The following is a 22,707-nucleotide window of genomic DNA, read 5'->3' as shown; positions in this document are numbered from 1 at the left end:
TCCCTCATTGGGCGGCGGCGATTCCATGGCTTAGCGACCGCCTAAGCATCGCTGAATCAAACACTCATGTCCGCTTTTTTTCCCTTCCCTTACACATCGGCAGGACCGGTCACAGAGGTGGCGTTCCGGGAAGGAAAGGAAAGCGGCATGGCAGTGGAAAAAGTGGACACGCTCGTCATCGGCGCCGGCCAGGCGGGCGTCGCGATGAGCGAGCATCTCGGCAGGCGCGGCATTTCCCATCTCGTCCTGGAAAAGGCCCGCATCGCCGAGAACTGGCGCACCGCCCGCTGGGACAGCCTCGTCGCCAACGGCCCCGCCTGGCACGACCGCTTTCCCGGCATGACCTTCCCCGGCCTCGACGGCGAGGCCTTCGCCCCCAAGGAGCAGGTGGCGGATTATTTCGTGACTTACGCGGAAAAGATCAAGGCGCCGATCCGCTGCGGCGTGGAGGTCCGGTCGGTCGGCAAGGAGGGCGAGATCTTCCGCGTCGAGACCTCCGACGGCGTGATCGAGGCGCGGAACGTCGTCTCGGCCACCGGCGCCTTCCAGCGCCCCGTCATGCCGGCGCTGGTGCCGCAAGAGAAAGGCCTGACGCAGATCCATTCCAACGCCTATCGCAATCCCGGCCAGCTGCCCGAGGGCGCGGTGCTGGTGATCGGCGCCGGCTCCTCCGGCACGCAGATCGCCGACGAGCTCCTGCGCTCCGGCCGGCGCGTCTACCTTTCCATCGGCCCGCACGACAGGCCGCCGCGCCGCTATCGCGGCAAGGATTTCTGCTGGTGGCTCGGGGTGCTCGGCATCTGGGACCTCAAGGTGCCGGCGCCGAACACCGAGCATGTCACCATCGCCGTCAGCGGCGCCTATGGCGGGCAGACGGTCGACTTCCGCCGCCTCGGCAATCGCGGCATGACGCTGCTCGGCCGCGCCGAATCCTACAGGGATGGCGTGCTGCATGTCGCGCCCGACCTTGCGGAGAACATCGCGCGGGGCGACGCCAACCATCTCTCCCTGCTCGACCGCGCCGACGCCTATGCGGCGGAACAGGGCCTCGACCTGCCGGAGGATCCCGAGGCGCGCCACAGGGAACCGGACCCTGCCTGCGTGACCGACCCGATCCTCGCGCTGGACCTCAAGGAGGCCGGCATCACCTCCATTATCTGGGCGACCGGCTATGCGGTGGACTACGGCTGGCTGAAGCTCGACGCGCTCGACGAGAAGGGCCGCCCCGTGCACGAGCGCGGCGTCTCGAAGGTGCCCGGCCTCTTCTTCGTCGGCCTGCCGTGGCTGTCGCGCCGCGCCTCCTCCTTCATCTGGGGCTGCTGGCACGACGCGGATTATCTCGCCGGCTACATCGCCGAACACCGCAGCGGAAAGGACGCCGGCGTCGCCGCCGTGGCCTCCTGAAAGGCCAGGGCATCGGCCGCCCGCGAGGAGGAAGCGAGCATGCCATGAACCGTCCCCCCGCCCCGAGGCGCGAGCGCGCCGTCCACAGCCTGACGGAACGCACCCTTTCCGCGCGGGCGAATCTGTTCCTTAATTGGGGCCTCAACAGGGGAACAGACATGGCCTTGCGCTTCACGCTCCGGCAACTGGAGTATCTCGTCGCGGTCGGGGAATTCGGCTCCGTCACGGAGGCGGCCGAACGGGTGAACGTTTCGGCGCCGTCCGTCTCGGCGGCGATCTCGCAGCTCGAGAAGGAATTCGGCATCAACCTCTTCGTGCGCCGCCACGCGCACGGCCTGTCGCTGACGCAGGCCGGCCACGGCTTCGTCGCGCAGGCGCGGCAGATCCTCTCGGAAGCGGCAAAGCTCAACGCGCTTTCCAACGAGCTGACCGGCCAGGTGCGCGGGCCGCTGCATGTTGCCTGTCTCGTCACCTTCGCGCAGGCCGTCATCCCGCCGCTGCGCCGCGCCTTCTCCGACAGCTATCCGGATGTCGACTTCTTCCAGTACGAGCGCGACCAGGCGCGCATCCTCGAAGGGCTGCGCATGGCGCGCTTCGACATCGCGCTCAGCTACGATCTCGACATTCCCGCCGACATGACCTTCCACGAGCTCGCCGTGCTGCCGCCCTATGCGGTGCTCGACGAGGACCATCCGCTCGCCGGCCGCCGCGAGGTGACAGTGGAGGACCTTGCGCCGCATCCGATGATCCTGCTCGACCTGCCGCATTCCTCGGCCTATTTCCTCTCGCTCTTCCGCGATGCGGGCCTGACGCCCCATGTGGCGGAGCGCACGCGCGACATGTCTGTCATGCGCGCCATGGTCGCCAACCGCTTCGGCTATTCCATCGCCAATATCCGCCCGGTCTCCACCTATGCGCCGGACGGCAGCCGCCTCGTCTTCGTGCCGCTGACCGGGAACCTGCGCCCCATGCGCATGGGCATCCTCTCGATGGCCGATGCCAATCCGGCGCTCACCGTGCGGCGCTTCATCGACTTCTGCGGCGAGACGATCCGCGGCATGGGCATGGACCTGCCGGTTTCCGCCGAGACCCCACCCGCAAAGAAAGGCAGTTCATGACGACGACCATCGACTGGCGCGCCCGCGCGGCGAGCCTGAAATTCCGCAACGGCCTCTATATCGACGGACGCTTCCGCGATGCCGCGAAGGGCGGCCGGTTCGAGACCGTCAATCCCGCCAATGCGCAGGTGCTGACCGCCGTCGCACGCGGCACCGCCGAGGATATCGACGCCGCCGTCGCCGCCGCCCGCCGCGCCTTCGAGGACGGCCGCTGGTCCGGCAAGTCGCCGGCCGAGCGCAAGGCCGTACTGCTGCGCCTTGCCGCCCTCATCCGCGAGAACGTGCCGGAACTCGCCCTCCTCGACACGCTCGACATGGGCAAGCCGATCGGCGACAGCTCCACCATCGACGCACCCGGCTCCGCCCACTTCTTCGAATGGCATGCCGAGGCCATCGACAAGCTCTATGACGAGATCGCCCCCACCGGGCGCGGTGACCTCGCCATGATCCGCCGCGTGCCGCTCGGCGTCATCGGCGCCGTCGTGCCGTGGAACTTCCCGCTCGACATGGCGACCTGGAAGCTCGCGCCGGCGCTCGCCACCGGCAATTCCGTCGTGCTGAAGCCGGCCGAGCAGTCGCCGCTCTCCGCCCTCATGCTGGCGGAGCTCGCCTCCGAGGCGGGCCTGCCGGACGGCGTTCTCAACGTCGTGCCCGGCTTCGGCGAGGATGCCGGCCGCGCGCTCGGCCTCCATCCCGATGTCGACGCCCTCGTCTTCACCGGCTCGACCAAGGTCGGCAAGCTCTTCATGACCTATGCGGGGACAAGCAACATGAAGCAGGTCTGGCTGGAGACGGGCGGCAAGTCACCGAACCTCGTCTTCGCCGATGCCGACCTCGACAGGGCGGCCGAGATGGCGGCCTTCGGCATTCTGTTCAACTCCGGCGAGGTGTGCTCGGCCAATTCCCGCCTCCTCGTGCACCGCTCCGTGCAGGAGGAATTCACGCAGAAGTTGATCGCCGCGACGGCCGCATGGCCGCTCGGCGACCCGCTCGACCTTGCCACGCGCATGGGCCCGCTGGTCGAGAAGAGCCATGCCGACCGTGTCGCTTCCTATATCGACATCGGCCGCGGGGAGGCGCGCCTTGCCCATGGCGGCGCGCGCGAAACGCGCGACGGCTCGGACTGCTACATCCAGCCGACCATCTTCAACGAGGTCGCGCCGGACGCACGCATCGCCCGGGAGGAGATCTTCGGCCCCGTCCTCGCCATCACGCCCTTCGACAGCGACGAAGAAGCCTTGCGCATCGCCAATGACAGCGAATACGGCCTTGCCGCCTCCGTCTGGACGAAGGACCTTTCGCGCGCGCTCTCGGTTTCCGACCGGCTCAATGCCGGCACGGTCTCCGTCAACACGGTCGATGCGCTCTCCGCCATGACGCCCTTCGGCGGGGTCAAGCAGTCCGGTTTCGGCCGCGACCTCTCCATCCACAGCTTCGACAAGTATTGCGCGCTCAAAACCGTGTGGGTGAAATACTAGGCATCTGCCCGGGCCGGCGGCACGCGCCGGCCCGTATTTCGATCATCGGCGGCGCCGGCACGTGCTTGCGCTTTTGCCCGCAAGCGGAAGCCGGCGCCGCCGTCTTCATAATTGACTGAAATCAAAAGATATTTTGCAAGGCGCCGTTTATTCGCGCGAAAACTGAAAAGGCGCGACCTTCACACCGCGCATCTCGATTAGCCTGAACCTAATCCATGCTTCCGGAACGCATCATTTACCGGAGGCACTTCGCCCAATCCAATAGCCTCACAAAACCCGGGGACCGCCATGCGTGACGCCAAATACGATATCCTGTTCGAACCCCTCGCGATCGGCCCGCATGTCGCGAAAAACCGGTTCTACCAGGTGCCGCATTGCAACGGCGGCGGCTACCGTGACCCGTCCGCGGCCGCGGCCATGCGCGGCATCAAGTCGGAAGGCGGCTGGGGCGTCATCTTCACCGAGCAGACCGAGATGCATCACACCTCGGAGATCACGCCCTTCATCGAGCTGCGCTTGTGGGAGGACAAGGACATTCCCGGCCTTCGCCGCATGTCCGACGCCATGAAGGTGCATGGCGCGCTCGCCGGCATCCAGCTCGCCTATTCCGGCATCAACGGCCCGAACTTCTACACCAAGGAGGTGCCCCTCGCCCCCTCGGCGCTGCCGATCCGCACCTTCACCAACGATCCGGTGCAGGCCCGCGCGCTGGACCTCACGGATATCAAGAATCTCCGCCGCTGGTTCGTCAATGCGGCGAAGCGCTCGAAAGTGGCCGGTTTCGACCTCATCTGTCTTTACGGCGCGCACGGCTTCGGCATCTTCCAGCACTTCCTGTCGCGCGCCACCAACCAGCGGACCGACGAATACGGCGGAAGCCTCGAAAACCGCTCGCGCTTCGCCCGCGAGGTCGTCGCCGATATCCGCGATGCCGTCGGCGACACGACCGCGATCACCATGCGCGTCAGCCTCGACGAGACGATCGGCGAGCTCGGCTTCTCCAATGCGGAAGTGCGCGAATTCGTCGAGATGAACGCCGACCTGCCCGATCTCTGGGACCTCGCGCACGGCGCCTGGGAGGACTGTTCCGGCCCCTCGCGCTTCAAGGAGGAAGGCGCGCAGGAGCTGCTGGTCAAGGGCATCCGGGAACTCTCCTCGAAGCCCGTCGTCGGCGTCGGCCGCTTCACCTCGCCGGACGTGATGGCGCGGATGATCCGCCAGGGCGTGCTCGATTTCATCGGCTGCGCCCGCCCTTCCATCGCCGATCCCTTCCTGCCGAGGAAGATCGAGGAGGGCCGCATCGAGGACATCCGCGAATGCATCGGCTGCAACATGTGCATCACCGGCGACATGACCATGTCGATCAGCCGCTGCACGCAGAACCCGACCTTCATGGAGGAATGGCGCAAGGGCTGGCACCCCGAGCGCATGAACGAGAAGGGCGAGAGCCAGACCGTGCTCGTCGTCGGCGCCGGCCCGGCTGGCCTCGAGGCCACGCGCGCCCTCTCGCTGCGTGGCTATGATGTGACGCTGGCCGAGGCCACCACGACGCTCGGCGGCCGCGTCGCCCGCGAGCGGCTGCTGCCCGGCCTTTCCGCCTGGGGCCGCGTCGTCGACTACCGCCAGTACCAGATTTCCCAGCGCACCAATGTCGAGACCTATTTCGACAGCCGCCTGACGGCCGAGGACGTGCTGGGCTTCGGCTTCGAGCATGTCGCCATCGCCACTGGCTCGCACTGGCGGCGCGACGGCGTCGCCCGCCAGCATGTCGTGCCCATGCCGATCGACCCGGCCATGACCGTCTGGACGCCCGACGACGTGATGGCGAAGGTCCATCCGGAAAACCTTACCGGCAAGACCGTCGTCGTCTATGACGACGACCACTATTACATGGGCGGCGTGATGGCCGAGGTGATGGCCAAGGCCGGCGCCAACGTCATCCTCGTTACGCCCTCGGCCTATGTTTCCGACTGGACGCGCAACACGCTGGAACAGGGCGCGATCCATGTGCGCCTCGACGATCTCGGCGTTGACATCCGCCTCAACCGCGGCGTCACCGCCATCCGCGCCGGCGAGGTCGAGACCAACTGCACCTATACCGGCCGCAAGACGGCCATCGGCTGCGACGCCATCGTCATGGTCGCCTCGCGCCTTGCCGAGGATGCGCTTTACAACGACCTTCTCGCCCGGCAGGCGGACTGGGCGGATGCCGGCATCAGGTCGGTCAAGATCATCGGCGATGCCAGCGCCCCGGCCCCCATCGCCTGGGCGACCTATGCGGGCCATCGCTACGCGCGGGAACTGGACACGCCCGATATCGGCGATGCCCTGCCCTTCCGCCGCGAAGTCACCCAGCTCGAACCGGCGTGAGGAACGACGCATGACTGAGTCCAAGGCCATCGAAGTGAAGTCGGTTTCCAAAAACTTCGGGGCCTATCAGGCGCTGAAATCGGTCAGCTTCGACATCGGCAGCAACGAGTTCTTCACGATGCTCGGCCCGTCGGGCTGCGGCAAGACCACGCTGCTGCGCATGCTCGCCGGCTTTGAAAGCCCGGACGCAGGCTCGATCCTCTTGAACGGCAAGGAAGTGGTCGCCATTCCGCCGCACAAGCGGCGGGTCAACACGGTCTTCCAGAGCTACGCCCTCTTCCCGCACATGACGCTGGAGCAGAACGTCGCCTACGGCCTCGAAAACCTCGGCTGGGAGCAGGGCCGTATCAAGACACGCGTCGGCGAGATGCTGGAGCGCGTGCATATGGGACCGATGGCCAGGCGCAAGCCCGCCCAGCTCTCGGGCGGCCAGCGCCAGCGCATCGCGCTTGCCCGGGCGCTCGCGCCCGAGCCGGAAGTGCTGCTGCTCGACGAGCCGCTCTCCGCCCTCGACCTGAAGCTGCGGCAGGCGATGCGCGACGAGCTGCGCACGCTCCAGCGCGACACCGGCATCACCTTCGTCTTCGTCACGCACGACCAGGAAGAGGCGCTCGACATGTCGGACCGCATCGCCGTGCTCGGCGGCGGCGAGGTGCAGCAGATCGGCACGCCCGCGGAGATCTACGAGGAGCCGGTCAACCGCTTCGTCGCCGATTTCGTCGGCGAGACGAATTTCCTCGACGTCGAGGTGCTGGAAACATCCGGCGGCGAGGCGACCATCCGCACGCCCTTCGGCCTTTCCATCACCGTGCCGGCGACCGGCCCGACCGCCAAGGGCCGCGCGACGCTCTCCGTGCGCCCGGAAAAGATCAATCTCGGCAATCAGGCTGAAGGCATCACCTTCGAGGGCCGCATCACCAACAAGAACTACATGGGCGGCTACACCCATTACACGCTCGACGTCGCGGGCACGGAACTGCGCGCCTCGCGCCGCAACGCCTCCCGCGAGGGCGACACGATCCCGCTCGGCGCGACGGTCCCCGTCGGCTTCGTCGCGGGTTCCGCGCGGGTGCTGGCGGCATGACGGACAGCGCCCTCCATATCCCCGCCGAGACGGTGCGCGCGCCCCGCGCCCGTTTCTGGCACGATCTTTCCTTCTGGGGCCTCCTGCCCTCGCGCCTACTGATGGGCTTCGCGCTGATCCTGCCGATATTCATCATCGCCGCCGTCTCCGTGGCGACACGCGGCGCCTATGGCGGCTTCACCTGGGACTTCAACCTTTCCGGCTACAGCCAGATCCTCTTCAACGAGGGCTGGACCGGGGAGCTGGAATTCACCCCGCAATATCTCCTGATCATCGGCCGCACCTTCCTGCTTGCCGGCGCGACGACGCTGATCTGCCTCCTCTTTGCCGTACCGGTCGCCTATTTCATCTCGCGCCAGCCGCCGGGCCGCAAGGCGGCGCTCGTCTATCTCGTGACGCTGCCCTTCTGGGTCTCGATGATCCTGCGCGTCTATGCCTGGATGATCATCCTCGGCAAGGACGGCACGCTGCCGAAATTGCTGGAAACGCTAGGCTTTCCCGCCGGCATGAGCTTCATGTTCAACGACGGCGCGACACTGACCGCCATGGTCTATACCGCCATGCCCCTGATGGTGCTGCCGGTCTTCGCCTCCATCGAGAAGCTGGACGGCACCCTGATCGAGGCCTCGCACGACCTTTACGGTGATCGCTGGGTGACGCTGCGGCGGGTGATCCTGCCGCTAACGGCGCCGGGCCTCACCGCCGGGGCCATCCTCGTCTTCGTGCCGGCGCTCGGCGCAGTGCTGGAGCCGACCCTGATGGGCGGCGGCAAGCAGATGATGATGGGCTCGCTCATCCAGCTCCAGTTCGGCGGCGGCCGCAACTGGCCCTTCGGCGCGGCCATCGCCATGGCGCTGATGGCCCTCGTCATGGTCTTCCTGATCTTCACGGCGCTGCGCGCCGGCCGCCGGGAGGCGACGCCATGAGCATTCGCCACGACGTCAAGCGCTATCCGGGCCTTGCCCCGCTCACCGTGTTCTTCTTCCTCTATCTCTATGCGCCGCTCGCGGTCATCGTCGTCTACTCCTTCAACGCCAACCGCGTTGCCGGGGTCTGGACCGGCTTCTCGTTGAAATGGTACGGCTCGGCGCTCAACAATGCCGCGCTGATGAATGCGTTGAAGACCTCGCTGACGGTCGCGGCCATCGCCACCGTCGTCTCCACCCTCGTCGCGCTTTCCGCCGCACTCGCCATCATCCGCGGCAAGAACCTGCGCTTCCGCAAGCTCTCCGAGACCATCGTCAACCTGCCGCTGCTGCTGCCGGAAATCGTGCTGGCCGTCGCAACGCTCCTTCTCTTCTCGCTGCTCGATATCCAGAACGGCATGCTGCGGCTCGTCATCGCCCATTCCGCCTTCTGCACGCCCTTCGCCTTCCTGCCGATCCGCGCCCGCCTGCAGGGCATGTCGCTGGATTTCGAAGAGGCGAGCGCCGATCTCTATGCCGACCGCTGGACGACCTTCCGCCGCGTGACGCTGCCGCTCATCTTCCCCGGCGTCTTCTCCGGCGCGATGCTCGCCTTCCTCATCTCGATGGACGACTTCATCACCTCGAACCTGCTTTCGACCGGCGGCTCGACGACGCTGCCCGTCTACATCTTCTCGCTGATCCGCGCCGGCACCTCGCCGGAGCTGAACGCCATCGCGACGCTGCTGATCCTGGCATCGCTGGTCCTTGCCACCGTCGCGCTACTCGTTGCCGCGCGCGGCGCCCGCGAAAATGCAGAACCATAATCACAGAACGATAATCAAAGAGAGGAACATAAAATGAAGAAATACCTTGCCGCCACCGCCCTCGCCCTCTGCTTCGCCACGAGCGCACAGGCCGCCGGCGAACTCAATATCTACGCCTGGGCCGAATCCATCTCGCCGGACCTCATCGCGAAATTCTCCAAGGAGAACGACGTGAAGGTGAATGTCGACAGCTTTACCTCCAACGAAGACCTTTTGACCAAGCTGCAGGCCGGCTCCTCCGGCTACGACATCGCCACCCCCTCGCAGCACTTCCTGCGCGTGATGATCGACCAGGGTATCATCGAGAATTTCGAGGCCAACAAACTCAAGGCCTATGAGAACATTGAGGAGAAGTGGCGTAACCAGTGGTGGGACGAGAAGCAGGAATATTCCATCCCGCTCGCCTACGGCACTGCCGGCTTCGTGGTGAACACCGACCAGTACAAAGGCCCGACCGACAGCTTCAAGTATTTCTTCGAGCCGACGGAAGAGCTGAAGGGCAAGATCGCCCTCCTCTCCTATCCCGACGAGGTGATCGGCGCGGCCCAGCTCTATCTCGGCGTGCCCTTCTGCTCGGAAGACCAGGCGGAAATGAAGAAGGTTCTGGACCTGCTGATGGCGCAGAAGCCGTCCGTCGCCGTCTACTCCTCCGACAATATCGCAAGCCGCCTCGCGTCAGGCGAAGTCTCGGCGCATTTCTGGTGGGACGGCGACTCGCTGCGCGCCCGCAAGACCGGCTCGCCGGTCAAGCTCGCCATGACCAAGGAAGGCCTCGTCGGCTGGATGGACAGCTATGTCATCCCGAAGGATGCGCCGAACCACGACAATGCGGTGAAGTTCATCGAGTTCATGTCGACGCAGGAGAATGCCACGGAGCAGATGAACTTCTACTCCCATTCCTCGCCGATGAAGGTCATCGCGGACAAGGTCGTCAACACGAAGGAAACGGCGCCGGAACTCTATCCGGACGTGCCGATCACCTTCTCGCGCACCTGCTCGGCCGCCGCGCAGGATCTGGTGACCCGCGTCTGGACGCAGCTTCTTCAGTAGCCCCGCTTTCGCGCCGCGGGCGACCGCGGCGCTTTCCCATACCCTCAAGGAGACTTCCATGCCCGTGCACACCCGCATCCGCCCCTTCAACACGAAGGAGACCTATCCCGAGCAAAAGCTGAACAACGATCTCTGCCAGGCCGTGGTGGCGCGCGGGACGACGGTGTTCGTGCGCGGGCAGATCGCGCAGGACCTCGACACACGCGAGAGCCTGCATGTCGGCGATGCCGGCGCGCAGGCCCGCAAGGCGATGGAGAACATCAAGATGCTGCTGGAGGAGGCCGGTTCCGACCTCAGCCATATCTGCCGCGTCGTCGTCTATCTCATCGATATCCGTTATCGTGAGGCCGTCTATACCGAGATGGGCAAGTACCTTCAGGGCGTCTTCCCGGTTTCGACCGGCCTCGTCGTCTCCGCCCTCGCCCGGCCGGAATGGCTGGTCGAGATCGAGGCGACCGCCGTCATTCCCGACGCAGCCTGAAGGAGGCCGGCATGACCTTTTCCGTCTCCGGCCGCTGCCCCGACACCGGCATGTTCGGCGTCGCCGTCTCCTCCTCCTCGCCGAGCGTCGCGGCACGCTGCGCCCATGCGCGCGCCGGCGTCGGCGCGGTCTCGACGCAGAACGTCACCGACCCGCGCCTCGGCCCGAAGGGGCTGGACCTGATGGCCGGCGGCCTTTCGGCGGAAGCGGCGCTGGAGCGGCTGGTCGCAGAGGCCCCGCATATTGAATACCGCCAGCTCGCCCTCGTCGATTCGGCAGGGCGAACGGCTGCCTACTCCGGCGCGAAAACCCTCGGTACCCATGCGACGGCGTGCGGAACGAACGTCGTCGCCGCCGGCAACATGCTGACCAGCACCGAAATCCCGCGGAAGATGGTGGAAGCCTTCGAGGCCGCGACCGGAAAACATCTCGGCGACCGGCTGATCGCCGCCATGCGCGCGGCGCTCGCCGCTGGCGGCGAGGAAGGGCCGGTCCACTCCATGGGCCTCGTCATGGTCGACAAGGTCTCCTGGAATGTCGCGGACCTGCGCATCGACTGGACCGACGGCGATCCGATCGAGGAATGCGCCGCCCTATGGGAGCGCTGGCACGGCGAGATGGATGCCTATGTCACCCGCGCGCTCAACCCCTCGGGCGCGCCGAGCTACGGCGTGCCGGGGGATTTGTGAGGGGTGATAATCTGCGTCGCGTCTGGGGCTTGCCCCTCACCCTAGCCCTCTCCCCGCAAGCGGGGAGAGGGGACGTGTCACACGCACGGTTATTGGTTGGGGAAACCGGTCCGGCATATCCCCTTCTCCCCGCAGCCAAGGAGAAGGTGGCCGGCAGGCCGGATGAGGGGCAAGCGCCATCCCAAGACAAAGGTGATACCCTCCAATACGCCCGAAGCACCATCATCCCCAACCACACGACAGCACCCCCATGATCCTCTCCACGCCGGAAATCCTCGCCCGCCTCATCGCCGAGCCCACCGTCTCGCGCATGTCCAACCTCGCGCTGCTCGACTATGTGGAAAGCCTGCTGCGCCCCGCCGGCGCGCGCATCGAACGATTTTCCCACCCGGACGGCAGCCGCGCCAATCTCTTCGCGACCATCGGGCCGGAAGGGGCCGGCGGCGTGGTCCTGTCGGGCCATACGGATGTCGTGCCGGTCGAGGGGCAGGCCTGGAGCAGCGATCCCTTCACGCTCACCGAGCGCGACGGCCGCTTCTACGGGCGCGGCACGGCGGACATGAAGGGCTTCGTGGCGGCCAGCCTGCGCGCGGCGCTTATCGCCGCCGGCCGGCCGCTGAAGCGACCGCTGCATCTTGCCCTTTCCTATGACGAGGAAATCGGCTGCATCGGCGTGCGCGGCATGATCGAGGCGCTGGCGGCGCGGACGGAGCGGCCGGCGCTGTGCATTGTCGGCGAGCCGACGGAGATGCGCATCGCCACCGGCCACAAGGGCAAACGGGCGCTGCGGGCCTGCTGCCACGGCCAGGAGGGCCATTCCGCCCTCGCCCCGAAGGCCCTCAACGCCCTCCATCTCGGCGCGGCCTTCATCCAGGCCCTTGAGGCGCGACAGGAGGCGCTGGCGGCGCACGGCGCGCGCGATGCCGACTACGACATCCCCTATTCCACCATCCATGCCGGCATGATGCGCGGCGGCACCGCGCTCAACATCGTGCCGGGCCGCTGCGAGATCGACTTCGAGATCCGCAACATCGCCGGGGACGATCCCGCCGACATCCTCGCCGGCATCGCCGCCGATGCGAAGGCCATCGCGGCGCCCTATCGCGGCCGCTTCCCCATGGCCTGCATCGAGATCGAGGAGGTTTCCGGCTATCCGGGCCTTGCCACCCGGCCCGACGCGCCCGCCGGCCGCCTCCTCGCCCGCCTGCTCGGCGACGAGACCACGCTGAAGGTGGCGTTCGGCACCGAGGGCGGCCTGTTCGACCAGACGCTCGGCCTCTCCACGGCGATCTGCGGTCCCGGCTCGATGGAGCAGGGCCACAAGCCGGACGAATTTATCGCGGCCGGGCAGCTTGCGCGGTGCGATGCGATGCTCGCGCGCCTGACGGAAGAGCTCGAAACCTCCGCCTGACCCGTATTGCCGCCGATATGGCGCGAATAAGCTGTTGCCGCATGCACTCGCGATGCATAAGCTCCGGCGGCCGAAAGACGGCTTTTCGCACACGAGGATATCATGGCAACCGGAACTGTTAAGTTTTTCAACCAGGACAAGGGCTTCGGCTTCATCGTTCCAGACAATGGCGGACCGGACGTGTTCGTCCACGTATCGGCCGTTCAGCCGGGCGGGCTGCTGCAGGAAGGCACGAAGGTCAGCTATGACATCGGCCAGGACCGCAAGACCGGAAAGTCGAAGGCCGAGAACGTCAGCACGCTCTGAGAAGACCTGGAGCATTTCCGCTTTTCCCGAATCGCGAAAACGCTCCAGCTCTTTGCTTCTCCGCATTTTCGAACGCAGGGCCGCTTCGCGCTCTTGCCGGAAATGCACTCATTCGAGAACGGCCATGCGGGGATGCGGCTGCAGCAGCAGACCCATCGCCGCATCCGGCCGCTCATGGAATCCGATATGACCGTCGCCATCCGCACCGCCACGCAGCCGAGGACCTATCTTGCGGTCCTCGTCGTCCTGGGCTTCAGCCATCTTCTCAACGACCTGATGCAATCGCTGATCCCGGCGGCCTATCCGATCCTGAAGGATGCCTATGCGCTCGACTTCGTGCAGATCGGCATGATCACCATGACCTTCCAGATCGCCGGCTCGCTGCTGCAGCCGGCCATCGGCATGGTGACGGACAAGCATCCCGCGCCCTATTCCCCGGTCGTCGGCATGATGTTCACGCTGTCGGGGCTGGTCAGCCTCGCCTTCGCCCACAGCTATGCGGTGATCCTCGTCTCGGTGGCCCTGATCGGCATCGGCTCGTCGATCTTCCATCCCGAGGCGACGCGCATGGCGCGCTATGCCGCCGGCGGGCGGCAGGGGCTGGCGCAGGGGCTCTTCCAGGTCGGCGGACAGGCCGGCGGCGCGCTCGGGCCGGTCTTCGCCGCGCTGATCATCGTTCCCTGGGGCCAGCCGAGCCTTGCCTGGTTCGCCGTGCTGGCGCTGATGGCGATGGGGCTCCTCGTCTGGATCGGCAGCAAGCAGCGCCAGATCAGCGCCGAATTCTCGGCGATGCGGGCGAAGGCCAAGACGGCGACCGGCACCGTGCGCCATGCCCCCGCGACGATCGCCGCGGGGCTGGTGGTGCTGACGCTGCTGATGTTCACCAAGAATGCCTATGGCGAGAGCTTCCGCTCGTTCTACACCTTCTATCTCATGGAGAAGTTCGGCCTCTCCATCCCCTCGGCACAGATGATGCTGTTCATCTTCCTCCTGGCCTCGGCGGCGGGCGCACTGATCGGCGGCATCGTCGGCGACCGGATCGGCCGCTACCGGATCATCTGGATCTCGGTGCTCGGCCCGCTTCCCCTGACGCTGATCCTGCCCTATGCCGATCTCTTCTGGACCGGCGTGCTGACGGTCATGATCAACCTGATCATGGCAAGCGCCTTCGCCTCGATCCTGATCTATGCCATCGAGCTTCTGCCGAACCGCATCGGCCTGATCGGCGGGCTGTTCTACGGCCTCAACTTCGGCCTCGGCGGCATCGCCGCCGCACTCCTCGGCATCCTTGCCGACAGCTACGGCGTGGAGACGGTCTACCATCTCTGCTCCTTCCTGCCGCTGGCGGGGCTGCTCGCATGGTTTCTCCCGAGGATCGAGGAAGGCACCGGCGGATAAGCCGCCGGCCTGTCTCTCCCGAGCGGCGGATATCCGCCGCGAACCCAATCAAGGAATTCTTTCGATGCCCGGTCCCTTTGTCGTACCCGTCCATGGCGATGCCGATTTGCCGGCGGAGGTCGATGTCGTCGTCATCGGCGGCGGCATCATCGGCGTCTCGACGGCGCTGGAGCTTGCCGAAGCCGGCCAGCGCGTCGCGGTGTGCGAGAAAGGGAGCATCGGCCACGAGCAGTCCAGCCGCAACTGGGGCTGGGTGCGCGTCGCCAAGCGCGACCCGCGGGAAATCCCGCTGGTGCTGGAAGCCCAGCGCATCTGGCGCGGGCTGAACGCGCGGACCGGGCGCGACACCGGCTTCACGCAGGCCGGCATTCTCTTCAACGCGGAAAACGAGCGGGAAGGCGCCGGCTACGAGACCTGGCTGAAGCATCTCGACGGGCTCGGCGTCGATTGCCGGATGCTCTCGGGCGCGGAATTCTCGGCCATGTTTCCGCAATCGCGCCTTCGCCCGCCCGCCGCGCTCTACTGCGCCGACGACGGGCGGGCCGAGCCGCAGAAGGCGGCGCCCGCCATTGCCGAGCGCGCCCGCGAATGCGGCGCGCATATCCTGACGGAATGCGCCGTGCGCGGGATCGAGACCTCCGGCGGGGCGATCTCGGCGGTCGTGACCGAACGCGGCACGATCCGCTGCCGCGCGGCGGTGCTGGCGGGCGGGGCATGGTCGGAAATGTTCACCCGCAGCCTCGATGCCGGCATCCACCTGCCGCAACTGAAGGTGAAGAACTCCGTCCTTCGCACCGAGCCGCATGACGGCGGCCCGGACCAGGCGATGTGGGCGGGCGATTTCGCCATCCGCAAGCGGCAGGACGGCGGCTACACCATCGCCTCGGGCATCGGCAACGTCGTCGACATCGTGCCGGCCTCCTTCCGCTATGCGCTCGATTTCGTGCCGGCGCTGAAGGCCGAATGGCGCGCGCTGATGCTGCGCGCCGGCTGGCGCTTTCTCGACGAGGCGCGCATGCCGCGCCGCTGGAGCCTCGACGAGCCGAGCCCGTTCGAATATTGCCGCGTGCTCGATCCCAAGCCGAGCCGCAAGCTGGCCGACATGGCCATGGCCTCGGCGCAGAAGGCCTTCCCGGCGCTGGCCTCGGCAAAGGTCGCGCAGCGCTGGGCCGGCTATATCGACGCCACGCCGGATGCCATCCCGGTGATTTCGGGCGTGGCGAAAATCCCCGGCTTCTTCATCGCGACCGGCTTTTCCGGCCACGGCTTCGGCATCGGCCCCGGCGCGGGCCGGCTGATGGCCGATCTCGTGCTGGGCCGCAATCCGGTCGTGGACCCGCGCGAATTCCGGCTCGAACGCTTCGTCGACGGCTCCAGGATCGAGCTGCTCGCCGGATACTGAAACGGCGGCGGACAGCAGCAGTTGCTCCCGACAGGCGAATTGACGTATCGAGGACGCGCACGCCGGGAGAACATGTTGCATGAGCGAAGAATGGGGACATTTCGATGAGGAACTGGAGCGCGCGCGCGTCGCGTGGCTCTATTTCATCGGCGGGCAGACCCAGCAGGAAATCGCCCAGCGCATGAACATCACCCGGCTGAAGGTCAACAAGATCATCGGCCAGGTGCGCGATTCCGGCAGCGTGCAGGTCAAGGTCAGCCTGCCGCTCACCGACTGCATCGAGCTCGCCGAAAAGGTTTCCGCCCGCTACGGGCTGGTCGATGCCGTGGTGGTGCCGGATCTCGACGACTATATCGAGCAGAAGCGCGTGATCGGCGAGGCGGCAGGATCGCTCGCCAGCGACCTGATCGAAGGGCGCGACATGGGGGTGGGGATCGGCTCGGGCCGTACCTTGAGCTTTGCCGTGCGCAGCCTGCGGGCGCGGCCGCGCTCGCAAAGCTGGGTCGTCGGCCTTACCGGCGGCGTCACCAGCGGCTCGGCCACCAACACGTTCGAGGTCGCCACGGCCTTCGCCCGGGCGCTCGGCGTGGAATGTCACTACCTGACGGCGCCGATCTACTGCGCCAATCCGGAAAGCCGCAACGCGCTGCTCCTCAACGACGAGCTGACGGACGTGCTGGCACGCACGGAGATCGCCGATATCGGCATCGTCTCCTGCGGGGCGCTCGCGCAGGAGACGTCGCTGACGCAGATCCGCGTGGTGAAGGACAATCTCGACACGGTGCTGAAGCGCGGCGCGGTCGGCGAGTTCATGGGATGGTTCCTGGACGCGCGCGGTCAGACGATCGACCATTTCCTCAACGATTCGATCATCGCGCTGCCACCGGACAAGCTGAAGCTCAAGCCGATTTCGGTGCTCGTCTCCGGCGGCATCCGCAAGATCCCGATCATCCGGGCGATCCTGCGCGCCGGCTATGTCAACCGGCTGGTCACCAATGAAGGCGTGGCGCGGGCCCTTTTGCAGGGCCCGCGCTGAGGCCGGTCAGGCAAGCGCCTTCTGCAAGGCGGCCGCCATCGCGCGCAGCGTGACATAGGTCGAGGCCGCGCCGGGATCGATATGGCCGACGGAGCGCGCGCCGAGCTTGGCCGAGCGGCCACGACGCGATTCCAGCGCCGCCGTCGCCTTCATGCCCGCCTCGCCGCCGTCGCGGGCGGCAAGCAGCACGTCGATGGCCGAGCCGCCGCCCTTGGCGATCTCCTGCGCCGCTTCGACCGCCGGCACCCAGGCGTCGATCATCGTCTTGTCGCCCGGCTCGGCCCGGCCGCGGTCGCGGATGCCCTGGCAGGCGGCGCCCAGCCATTCGGCCATGCCGGCGCCGTCGAGGTTGAGCCTGTGGCTGACAGCCGTGCCGGCGCGCAGGAAGGCCGTGGCATAGAGCGGACCCGAGGAGGCGCCGACCGCATCGAGGAACGCCTTCGCCATGCGCTTGCAGATCCCCTCGATCGTCTCATCGGCCTGCGTGTCCTCCAGCGCGTGCTGGACGGCCTTCCAGCCGATTTCCATCGTCACGCCGTGGTCGCCGTCGCCGATCACGCCGTCGAGCTCGGAAAGCCAGTTCTTCTCGGCGATGATCTGCTCGCCGACCGTATGCATCATCGCCCGGAAGATCGTCGGCGTCACATCGCCCTCGGTGAGGAGTTCGCGCGGCTTTTCCGGCGCGGCCGCCGTGCTTTCGGCGGCCTTGACGGCCTTGCGGCTGCGGGCGGAAACGTCGCTCTTCTCGAAGGCGCCGACGACGAGGGCCGGCGTGCGGCAGGGATGGTCCAGCAGGGCCTGAAGCGTGTCGTCGAGCTTCATCAGCGTCACCGAGGCGCCGGCCATTTCGAGCGAGGTCGCATATTCGCCGACCCAGGAGGCGTGGATGTCGATGCCGAGCGCATCAAGCCGCTGCCTGACGCGGCGGAAGATGACGTAGAGCTCGATCTGCGAGGTGGCGCCGAGGCCGTTGACGAGGACGGCAACGCGGGAACCGGCCGTGAGGTCGAGCTCGGCGAGGATGGCGTCCATCAATTCGTCGGTCACCGCGTCCGCGGGGGCGAGCTTCTGGCGGCGGATGCCGGGCTCGCCGTGCAGGCCCATGCCGATTTCCATGTCCTCGTCGCCGATGGTGAAGTTCGGCTTGCCGGTCTGTGGCAGCGAGCAGGGGCTGAGCGCGACGCCGATGGAGCGGGTCGCATCGTTCGCGGCAAGGGCCAGCGCCTCGACCCGCGCAAGCGGCTCGCCGAGATCGGCAGCGGCGCCCGCGACCTTGAAGACGAAGAAGTCGCCGGCAATGCCGCGACGCTCGGACTTGCGCCCGGCGGGCGCGGAGGCGACGTCATCGGCAACGGCGACATGGCGCACCGGAATGCCCGCCTGCTCCAGCTCCTCGGCTGCCATGGTGAAGTTCAGCACGTCGCCGGTGTAGTTGCCGTAGAGCATCACGACGCCGACGCCGCCATCGGCGGCGCGGGCCGCCTCGGCGATATGCGCCGGCGAAGGCGAGGCGAAGACGTTGCCGACGGCCGCCGCATCGGCAAGGCCGCGCCCGACATAGCCGGCAAAGGCCGGCTCATGGCCCGAGCCGCCGCCGACGACGATGCCGACCTTGCCGTCGCGCGGGCCGTCCACGGCGACGACCGCCCGTCCCGTCTCCCCTTCCACGCGCAGCATGTCGGGATGCGCGCCCACCATGCCCTCGATCATCTCCGGGATGATGTTCTCCGGCGCGTTGATCAGCTTCTTGGTTTTGACTTCCTGGTTCATTCTCTTGTCTTTCGTCAGATCGATGCGGCCGGCCGTCAGGCGTCGCGGCGCAGATAACGGCGGGAAACGGCGTCGAAGGAGATGGCGAGCACGACGATGGCGCCCGAGACGATGCCCTGCCAGTAGGGCGAGACGCCGAAGAGCACGATGATGTTCTCGATGATGGCGATGATGCCGGCACCGAAGATCGCGCCGATGGGGCTGCCGATGCCGCCCGTCGTGGCGACGCCGCCGATGACCGAGGCGGCGATGGGCGCCAGCACCCAGGTCTCGCCGATCGACGGCTGGGCGGTGCCGAGGCGCGCGACCATCAGGACGCCGGCGAGCGCGGCGATGGCGCCGGCGGCGACGAAGACGAGAAGGCGGATCTTGTCGACCTTGATGCCCAGCATGCGGGCGCCGGCCTGGTTGTTGCCGATGGCGTACATGTAGCGGCCGAAGGGCGTCTTCAGCATGACGAAGGTGGCGACGGCGAGCGCGACCAGCATGATGACGAAGGGAACCGGCATGCCGAGGACATCGCCGCGGCCGAGATACTGCACCTCGCGCGGGATGCCGGTGATGGCGACGCCGCGCGTCAGCACGAGGTTGGCGCCGCCGAAGATGCCGGCCGTGCCGATGGTCAGCACCAGCGAATGGAGCCTGAGCACCGTCACCAGCAGGCCGTTGAGGAGGCCGAGGCCGGCGCCGAGCAGGATGGCGAGCAGCATGGCCGAATAGGGTTCCAGGCCGAGCCGGACCATCAGGATGCCGGAGATGACGCCGCACAGGCCCCCGATGACGCCAAGCGAGAGGTCGAGCTCGCCGAGCACCATCAGCATGGACTGCGCGATGGTGATGAGGCCGACGAAGGCAAGCCCGCGCGCGATGACCGAAAGGTTGTAGGGCGTGAGGAAATAGGGAGAGATCAGCGCCGACAGCACGAAGATGACGGCGAGCGCGACGAAAACGCCGGCAAGGGGGCTGCGCGTCAGGAGCGCGAGGGATTTACTTTGCATCGGCTTTCGCCTCCGTGCCGAAGATGGCGCCTACGAGTGTTTCATTGCTGGTTTCGGCGGTATCGAACGCGCCGGTGATGCGGCCGTGGTGCATCGTGACGATGCGGCTCGCGCATTTTTTCAGTTCGTCGAGCTCCGAGGAGACGAGGATGACGCCGACGCCTTCCTCGGCAAGGCCCTTCATGATCCGGTAGATCTCGGTCTTGGTGCGGATGTCGATGCCCTTGGTGGGCTCGTCGAAGATCAGCACGCGCGGCCGCGTCGCCATCGCCCGGCCAATGATGGCCTTCTGCTGGTTGCCGCCGGAAAGCTGCGAGATGCGCTTGCCCATGCCCGAGGTGCGGATGCCGTAGTCGTCGATGATCTTCTGCACCGCCTCGCGCTCGCGCCCGCTGCTGATGCCGAAGGCCCCCTTCGTCAGCGAGAGGATGGAGATGCCGATATTCTCGCGCAGCGACAGGAGCGGGAAGATGCCGTGGTGCTTGCGCTCCTCGGAAAGGTACAGCATGCCGCCGTCGACCGAGGCGGCGGTGTCGTTGAGCGTCCACGGCTTGCCATCGACCTTAACCGTGCCGGCCTTGGCCTTGAGGAAGCCGAAGATCGTCTGCATGACCTCCGAGCGGCCGGCGCCGACGAGACCGGCGAAGCCGAGGATCTCGCCGCGGCGCAGCTCGAAGCCGACATCCTGGAAGCGGGCGCCGGAAAGGCCGCGCACCTCCATGATGGTGTCGGTGACGGGGCCTTTCGGCCGGAAATGCTCTTCGAAGGCGACATCGCGGCCGGACATGGCGCGGATCAGGTCGGCCTCGGTGATATCCGCGATCCGGCCGCTCTCGACCTTCTCGCCGTTGCGCAGCACCGTGTAGTCGTCGCCGATGGCGAAGACCTCGTCCATCTTGTGGCTGATGAAGACGATGGCATGGTCGCGGTCGAGAAGACCGCGGATGACCTTGAAGACGCGGTCCACCTCGACGCGCGTCAGCGACGACGTCGGCTCGTCGAGGATGAGGACCTTCATGCTGGCATTGGTGCAGGCGCGGGCGATCTGGAGCAATTGCTGGTCGGAAACCGAGATATTGGCCACCAGCTCGCGCGGGTCGGCCTCGATGCCGAAGCGCTCGAGATAGGTCCGCGCCTCCTCGACGAGGGCGCCGCGATCGACGAGAAGGCCGCCATGCCCCGTCCGGCTGAACGGCATGAAGAGGTTCTCGGCGACGCTCATCTGCGGGAAGAGGTTGAGCTCCTGCGGGACATAGGCGACGTTCTTGTAGAGGCTCGGGTCCTCCGCCGGGTCGCGGCCGTCGATCAGCACCTTGCCGCGCGAGGCCCGGTCCGTGCCGGTGAGGATCTTGACGAGGGTGGATTTGCCGGCACCGTTCTCGCCGGCGAGAATATGCGTGCGGCCGAGTTCGATCGACAGGTCGACCTTGTCGAGGGCGGTCACGCCGGGAAAGTCCCGGCCAAGGCCGTGGGTTTCGAGATAGGCCATGGGGCACCTCGCGTCACGATGAGATGAAGAGGCGCGGGAAATATTCCCGCGCCTTACGGCAATCCGGTCGCGCCGGATCAGCCGCCCACGTTTTCCTTGGTGAGGAAGGCGTTGCCGGTGTCGAGGTAGCCCGGCACCTTGGCGCCCGTCGCCTGCGCCCACAGCAGCATGACCGACCAGTAGCCCTGCAGTTCCGGCTGCGAGGCCGAGGAGCTGTCGGCGACGCCTTCGCGGATCATGTCGAGCATTTCCGGCAGGTTGTCGAGGCCGACGAGCGTGACCTTGCCCTGCTTGCCGGCTTCGACGATGGCCTGGCCGATGCCGATCGGACCGGCGGCGTCGGACGCGACCCAGCCCTTGAGGTTGGGGTTCGCCTGCATGATGGCGGCCGCCTGCTGCTGCGCCGTCTCGATGCTGTCATTGTCGATGCCTTCGGCGACGACCTTGATGCCCGGATGCTCGGCGAAGACCTGGCGGTGGCACTCGGCGCGGATCGAATGGTTCGGCGCGGTCGGCACGCCCTGCATGATGGCGACCTCGCCCTCGCCGCCGAGAACCTCGACGAGGCGGCGTGCGGCGATCTTGGCCTGCTCGCAGAAGTCCGAGCCGATATAGGGGATCGCCATGCCTTCCGGCGGCACGGAATCGAAGATCACCAGCGGGATCTTCTGGTTCTGCGCTTCCTCGAGCGAGGCGCGGTTGCCCGAAGGATCGAGCAGGTCGAGCGCCAGGCCATCCGGCTGGGTCGCCAGCGCGCTGTCGATGATCTGGTTCTGCTGGACGACGTCGGCGGACTGCGGCGCCGAATAGATGACCTCGACGCTGGAACCGGTCTGCGCCTTGATCGCGGCGGCGGCGGCCTGCGCGCCGTCGTTGACCTTGTCGAACCAGGGATGGACGACCTTCGGCACGACGACGAAGCGGTAGCTGTCCTTCTTGGTGGTGCCGGCGGCATCCTCAGCCGAGGCGACGACCGGCAGCGCGAACGCGGCGGCGCATGCCAGCAACGTGACGAGTTTCTTCATGATGACCTCCCTTGGAGCAGGCGAGATCCCTCCCGCCTGAGTGATGGAACGAGGGCTTTGCGTGGGCTCGCTCCCAAAACCCAAAGCCCGCGTGCAAATTGATACAGATGTATTTTTATTTTTACAACAGTAAAAAAGCCTCCGCTCAGCGGGCACAGACCGGGTCGTCGGCGCGCAGGTGCACAAAACGCTTGCGCCGTGACCCGTTCCTGGAGGCGCGCGGAAGGCGCCAACCGGCTGAATCCCGAAAAAATCGCCGGCCGGCAAAGGGTAGATTGTCCCAAGAAAACGGGCCGCTGCAGAACGCCCGGAACGCCCTTTCCTTCCCGCTTGGAACGCCTGCCTAAAGACGCGTTGACTGCAATTTTCTTGCACCGAGGCGGCAATATCATTCGTTTGTCATGCCTGCCGACGCCCGCCAATAGTGCCGCCGAACCCTTTGGAAATGCCGGTTTTCCGGCCTCGG

At 66.6% G+C, this 22,707-nt stretch carries 19 protein-coding genes; 15 read left to right on the top strand and 4 right to left on the bottom strand.

The genetic code is table 11. The features are described 5' to 3' along the window. Nucleotides 1–147 precede the first annotated feature (147 nt). The 15 genes from DSD28_RS19590 (at nucleotide 148) to DSD28_RS19520 (ending at nucleotide 16,959) form a co-directional block, all read left to right on the top strand. The gene (locus DSD28_RS19590) at nucleotides 148–1,404 is read left to right on the top strand and encodes a flavin-containing monooxygenase (protein ID WP_119258116.1); all 1,257 of its coding nucleotides are present in this window, start codon (nucleotides 148–150) and stop codon (nucleotides 1,402–1,404) included. Between the two features lie 158 nt (nucleotides 1,405–1,562). Then, on the top strand, nucleotides 1,563–2,522 hold the full coding sequence (locus tag DSD28_RS19585) for a LysR family transcriptional regulator (protein ID WP_119258115.1): 960 nt from the start codon (nucleotides 1,563–1,565) through the stop codon (nucleotides 2,520–2,522). After that, nucleotides 2,519–4,000: an aldehyde dehydrogenase gene (locus DSD28_RS19580; RefSeq protein WP_119258114.1), complete on the top strand. Its 1,482-nt coding sequence runs from the start codon at nucleotides 2,519–2,521 to the stop codon at nucleotides 3,998–4,000. Before DSD28_RS19585 ends, DSD28_RS19580 begins: the two co-directional genes overlap by 4 nt. Before the next feature lie 288 nt (nucleotides 4,001–4,288). Beyond that, nucleotides 4,289–6,370, top strand: a complete 2,082-nt coding sequence (locus DSD28_RS19575) for an FAD-dependent oxidoreductase (protein ID WP_119258113.1) — start codon at nucleotides 4,289–4,291, stop codon at nucleotides 6,368–6,370. A 10-nt stretch (nucleotides 6,371–6,380) separates the two neighbouring features. Next, complete coding sequence (locus DSD28_RS19570; RefSeq protein WP_119258112.1) at nucleotides 6,381–7,454, top strand: ABC transporter ATP-binding protein; 1,074 nt, start codon at nucleotides 6,381–6,383, stop codon at nucleotides 7,452–7,454. Then, nucleotides 7,451–8,380, top strand: coding sequence for an ABC transporter permease (locus tag DSD28_RS19565; protein ID WP_119258111.1), 930 nt, complete (start codon nucleotides 7,451–7,453; stop codon nucleotides 8,378–8,380). Before DSD28_RS19570 ends, DSD28_RS19565 begins: the two co-directional genes overlap by 4 nt. Continuing rightward, the gene (locus DSD28_RS19560) at nucleotides 8,377–9,186 is read left to right on the top strand and encodes an ABC transporter permease (protein ID WP_119258110.1); all 810 of its coding nucleotides are present in this window, start codon (nucleotides 8,377–8,379) and stop codon (nucleotides 9,184–9,186) included. Before DSD28_RS19565 ends, DSD28_RS19560 begins: the two co-directional genes overlap by 4 nt. 33 nt (nucleotides 9,187–9,219) lie before the next feature. Next, nucleotides 9,220–10,236 (top strand): extracellular solute-binding protein, encoded by a 1,017-nt coding sequence (locus DSD28_RS19555; protein ID WP_119258109.1) that lies wholly within the window; start codon nucleotides 9,220–9,222, stop codon nucleotides 10,234–10,236. Nucleotides 10,237–10,294: 58 nt separating this feature from the next. Continuing rightward, on the top strand, nucleotides 10,295–10,717 hold the full coding sequence (locus DSD28_RS19550) for a RidA family protein (protein ID WP_119258108.1): 423 nt from the start codon (nucleotides 10,295–10,297) through the stop codon (nucleotides 10,715–10,717). A gap of 11 nt (nucleotides 10,718–10,728) precedes the next feature. After that, the gene (locus tag DSD28_RS19545; protein WP_119258107.1) at nucleotides 10,729–11,406 is read left to right on the top strand and encodes a DUF1028 domain-containing protein; all 678 of its coding nucleotides are present in this window, start codon (nucleotides 10,729–10,731) and stop codon (nucleotides 11,404–11,406) included. Nucleotides 11,407–11,656: 250 nt separating this feature from the next. Next, nucleotides 11,657–12,817: an acetylornithine deacetylase gene (gene argE, locus DSD28_RS19540; RefSeq protein WP_119258106.1), complete on the top strand. Its 1,161-nt coding sequence runs from the start codon at nucleotides 11,657–11,659 to the stop codon at nucleotides 12,815–12,817. 102 nt (nucleotides 12,818–12,919) lie between these two features. After that, nucleotides 12,920–13,123, top strand: a complete 204-nt coding sequence (locus tag DSD28_RS19535) for a cold-shock protein (RefSeq protein WP_119258105.1) — start codon at nucleotides 12,920–12,922, stop codon at nucleotides 13,121–13,123. 186 nt (nucleotides 13,124–13,309) lie between these two features. Then, nucleotides 13,310–14,521 (top strand): MFS transporter, encoded by a 1,212-nt coding sequence (locus DSD28_RS19530; RefSeq protein WP_119258226.1) that lies wholly within the window; start codon nucleotides 13,310–13,312, stop codon nucleotides 14,519–14,521. Between the two features lie 64 nt (nucleotides 14,522–14,585). Next, nucleotides 14,586–15,923, top strand: coding sequence for an NAD(P)/FAD-dependent oxidoreductase (locus DSD28_RS19525; RefSeq protein WP_119258104.1), 1,338 nt, complete (start codon nucleotides 14,586–14,588; stop codon nucleotides 15,921–15,923). Between the two features lie 79 nt (nucleotides 15,924–16,002). Beyond that, on the top strand, nucleotides 16,003–16,959 hold the full coding sequence (locus tag DSD28_RS19520) for a sugar-binding transcriptional regulator (protein WP_119258103.1): 957 nt from the start codon (nucleotides 16,003–16,005) through the stop codon (nucleotides 16,957–16,959). Between the two features lie 6 nt (nucleotides 16,960–16,965). Here the strand turns inward: DSD28_RS19520 and dhaL are convergent, their stop codons facing one another. The 4 genes from dhaL to DSD28_RS19500 all read right to left on the bottom strand — a co-directional run bounded on the left by dhaL (nucleotide 16,966) and on the right by DSD28_RS19500 (nucleotide 22,241). Further along, nucleotides 16,966–18,729, bottom strand: coding sequence for a dihydroxyacetone kinase subunit DhaL (gene dhaL / locus DSD28_RS19515; protein WP_119258102.1), 1,764 nt, complete (start codon nucleotides 18,727–18,729; stop codon nucleotides 16,966–16,968). 35 nt (nucleotides 18,730–18,764) lie between these two features. Next, complete coding sequence (locus DSD28_RS19510; protein ID WP_119258101.1) at nucleotides 18,765–19,727, bottom strand: ABC transporter permease; 963 nt, start codon at nucleotides 19,725–19,727, stop codon at nucleotides 18,765–18,767. Beyond that, the gene (locus DSD28_RS19505; RefSeq protein WP_119258100.1) at nucleotides 19,717–21,216 is read right to left on the bottom strand and encodes a sugar ABC transporter ATP-binding protein; all 1,500 of its coding nucleotides are present in this window, start codon (nucleotides 21,214–21,216) and stop codon (nucleotides 19,717–19,719) included. Before DSD28_RS19505 ends, DSD28_RS19510 begins: the two co-directional genes overlap by 11 nt. A 77-nt stretch (nucleotides 21,217–21,293) precedes the next feature. Next, a complete protein-coding gene (locus DSD28_RS19500; protein WP_119258099.1) occupies nucleotides 21,294–22,241 on the bottom strand; it encodes a substrate-binding domain-containing protein in 948 nt (315 codons plus the stop codon). Between the last annotated feature and the right edge of the window lie 466 nt (nucleotides 22,242–22,707).

Origin of the sequence: Shinella zoogloeoides, assembly GCF_003574625.1 — a bacterium.
Lineage (GTDB): Bacteria > Pseudomonadota > Alphaproteobacteria > Rhizobiales > Rhizobiaceae > Shinella > Shinella zoogloeoides_A.
Note: the sequence above shows the minus strand (reverse complement) of the source record. Positions and strands in the feature narration are given on the sequence as shown.

Excerpts from the sequence above, each read along its gene's own strand:
- DSD28_RS19590 (WP_119258116.1), top strand. The coding sequence starts at position 148 with ATGGCAGTGGAAAAAGTGGACACGCTCGTCATCGGCGCCGGCCAGGCG.
- DSD28_RS19585 (WP_119258115.1), top strand. The coding sequence starts at position 1,563 with ATGGCCTTGCGCTTCACGCTCCGGCAACTGGAGTATCTCGTCGCGGTC.
- DSD28_RS19580 (WP_119258114.1), top strand. The coding sequence starts at position 2,519 with ATGACGACGACCATCGACTGGCGCGCCCGCGCGGCGAGCCTGAAATTC.
- DSD28_RS19575 (WP_119258113.1), top strand. The coding sequence starts at position 4,289 with ATGCGTGACGCCAAATACGATATCCTGTTCGAACCCCTCGCGATCGGC.
- DSD28_RS19570 (WP_119258112.1), top strand. The coding sequence starts at position 6,381 with ATGACTGAGTCCAAGGCCATCGAAGTGAAGTCGGTTTCCAAAAACTTC.
- DSD28_RS19565 (WP_119258111.1), top strand. The coding sequence starts at position 7,451 with ATGACGGACAGCGCCCTCCATATCCCCGCCGAGACGGTGCGCGCGCCC.
- DSD28_RS19560 (WP_119258110.1), top strand. The coding sequence starts at position 8,377 with ATGAGCATTCGCCACGACGTCAAGCGCTATCCGGGCCTTGCCCCGCTC.
- DSD28_RS19555 (WP_119258109.1), top strand. The coding sequence starts at position 9,220 with ATGAAGAAATACCTTGCCGCCACCGCCCTCGCCCTCTGCTTCGCCACG.
- DSD28_RS19550 (WP_119258108.1), top strand. The coding sequence starts at position 10,295 with ATGCCCGTGCACACCCGCATCCGCCCCTTCAACACGAAGGAGACCTAT.
- DSD28_RS19545 (WP_119258107.1), top strand. The coding sequence starts at position 10,729 with ATGACCTTTTCCGTCTCCGGCCGCTGCCCCGACACCGGCATGTTCGGC.
- argE (WP_119258106.1), top strand. The coding sequence starts at position 11,657 with ATGATCCTCTCCACGCCGGAAATCCTCGCCCGCCTCATCGCCGAGCCC.
- DSD28_RS19535 (WP_119258105.1), top strand. The coding sequence starts at position 12,920 with ATGGCAACCGGAACTGTTAAGTTTTTCAACCAGGACAAGGGCTTCGGC.
- DSD28_RS19530 (WP_119258226.1), top strand. The coding sequence starts at position 13,310 with ATGACCGTCGCCATCCGCACCGCCACGCAGCCGAGGACCTATCTTGCG.
- DSD28_RS19525 (WP_119258104.1), top strand. The coding sequence starts at position 14,586 with ATGCCCGGTCCCTTTGTCGTACCCGTCCATGGCGATGCCGATTTGCCG.
- DSD28_RS19520 (WP_119258103.1), top strand. The coding sequence starts at position 16,003 with ATGAGCGAAGAATGGGGACATTTCGATGAGGAACTGGAGCGCGCGCGC.
- dhaL (WP_119258102.1), bottom strand. The coding sequence starts at position 18,729 with ATGAACCAGGAAGTCAAAACCAAGAAGCTGATCAACGCGCCGGAGAAC.
- DSD28_RS19510 (WP_119258101.1), bottom strand. The coding sequence starts at position 19,727 with ATGCAAAGTAAATCCCTCGCGCTCCTGACGCGCAGCCCCCTTGCCGGC.
- DSD28_RS19505 (WP_119258100.1), bottom strand. The coding sequence starts at position 21,216 with ATGGCCTATCTCGAAACCCACGGCCTTGGCCGGGACTTTCCCGGCGTG.
- DSD28_RS19500 (WP_119258099.1), bottom strand. The coding sequence starts at position 22,241 with ATGAAGAAACTCGTCACGTTGCTGGCATGCGCCGCCGCGTTCGCGCTG.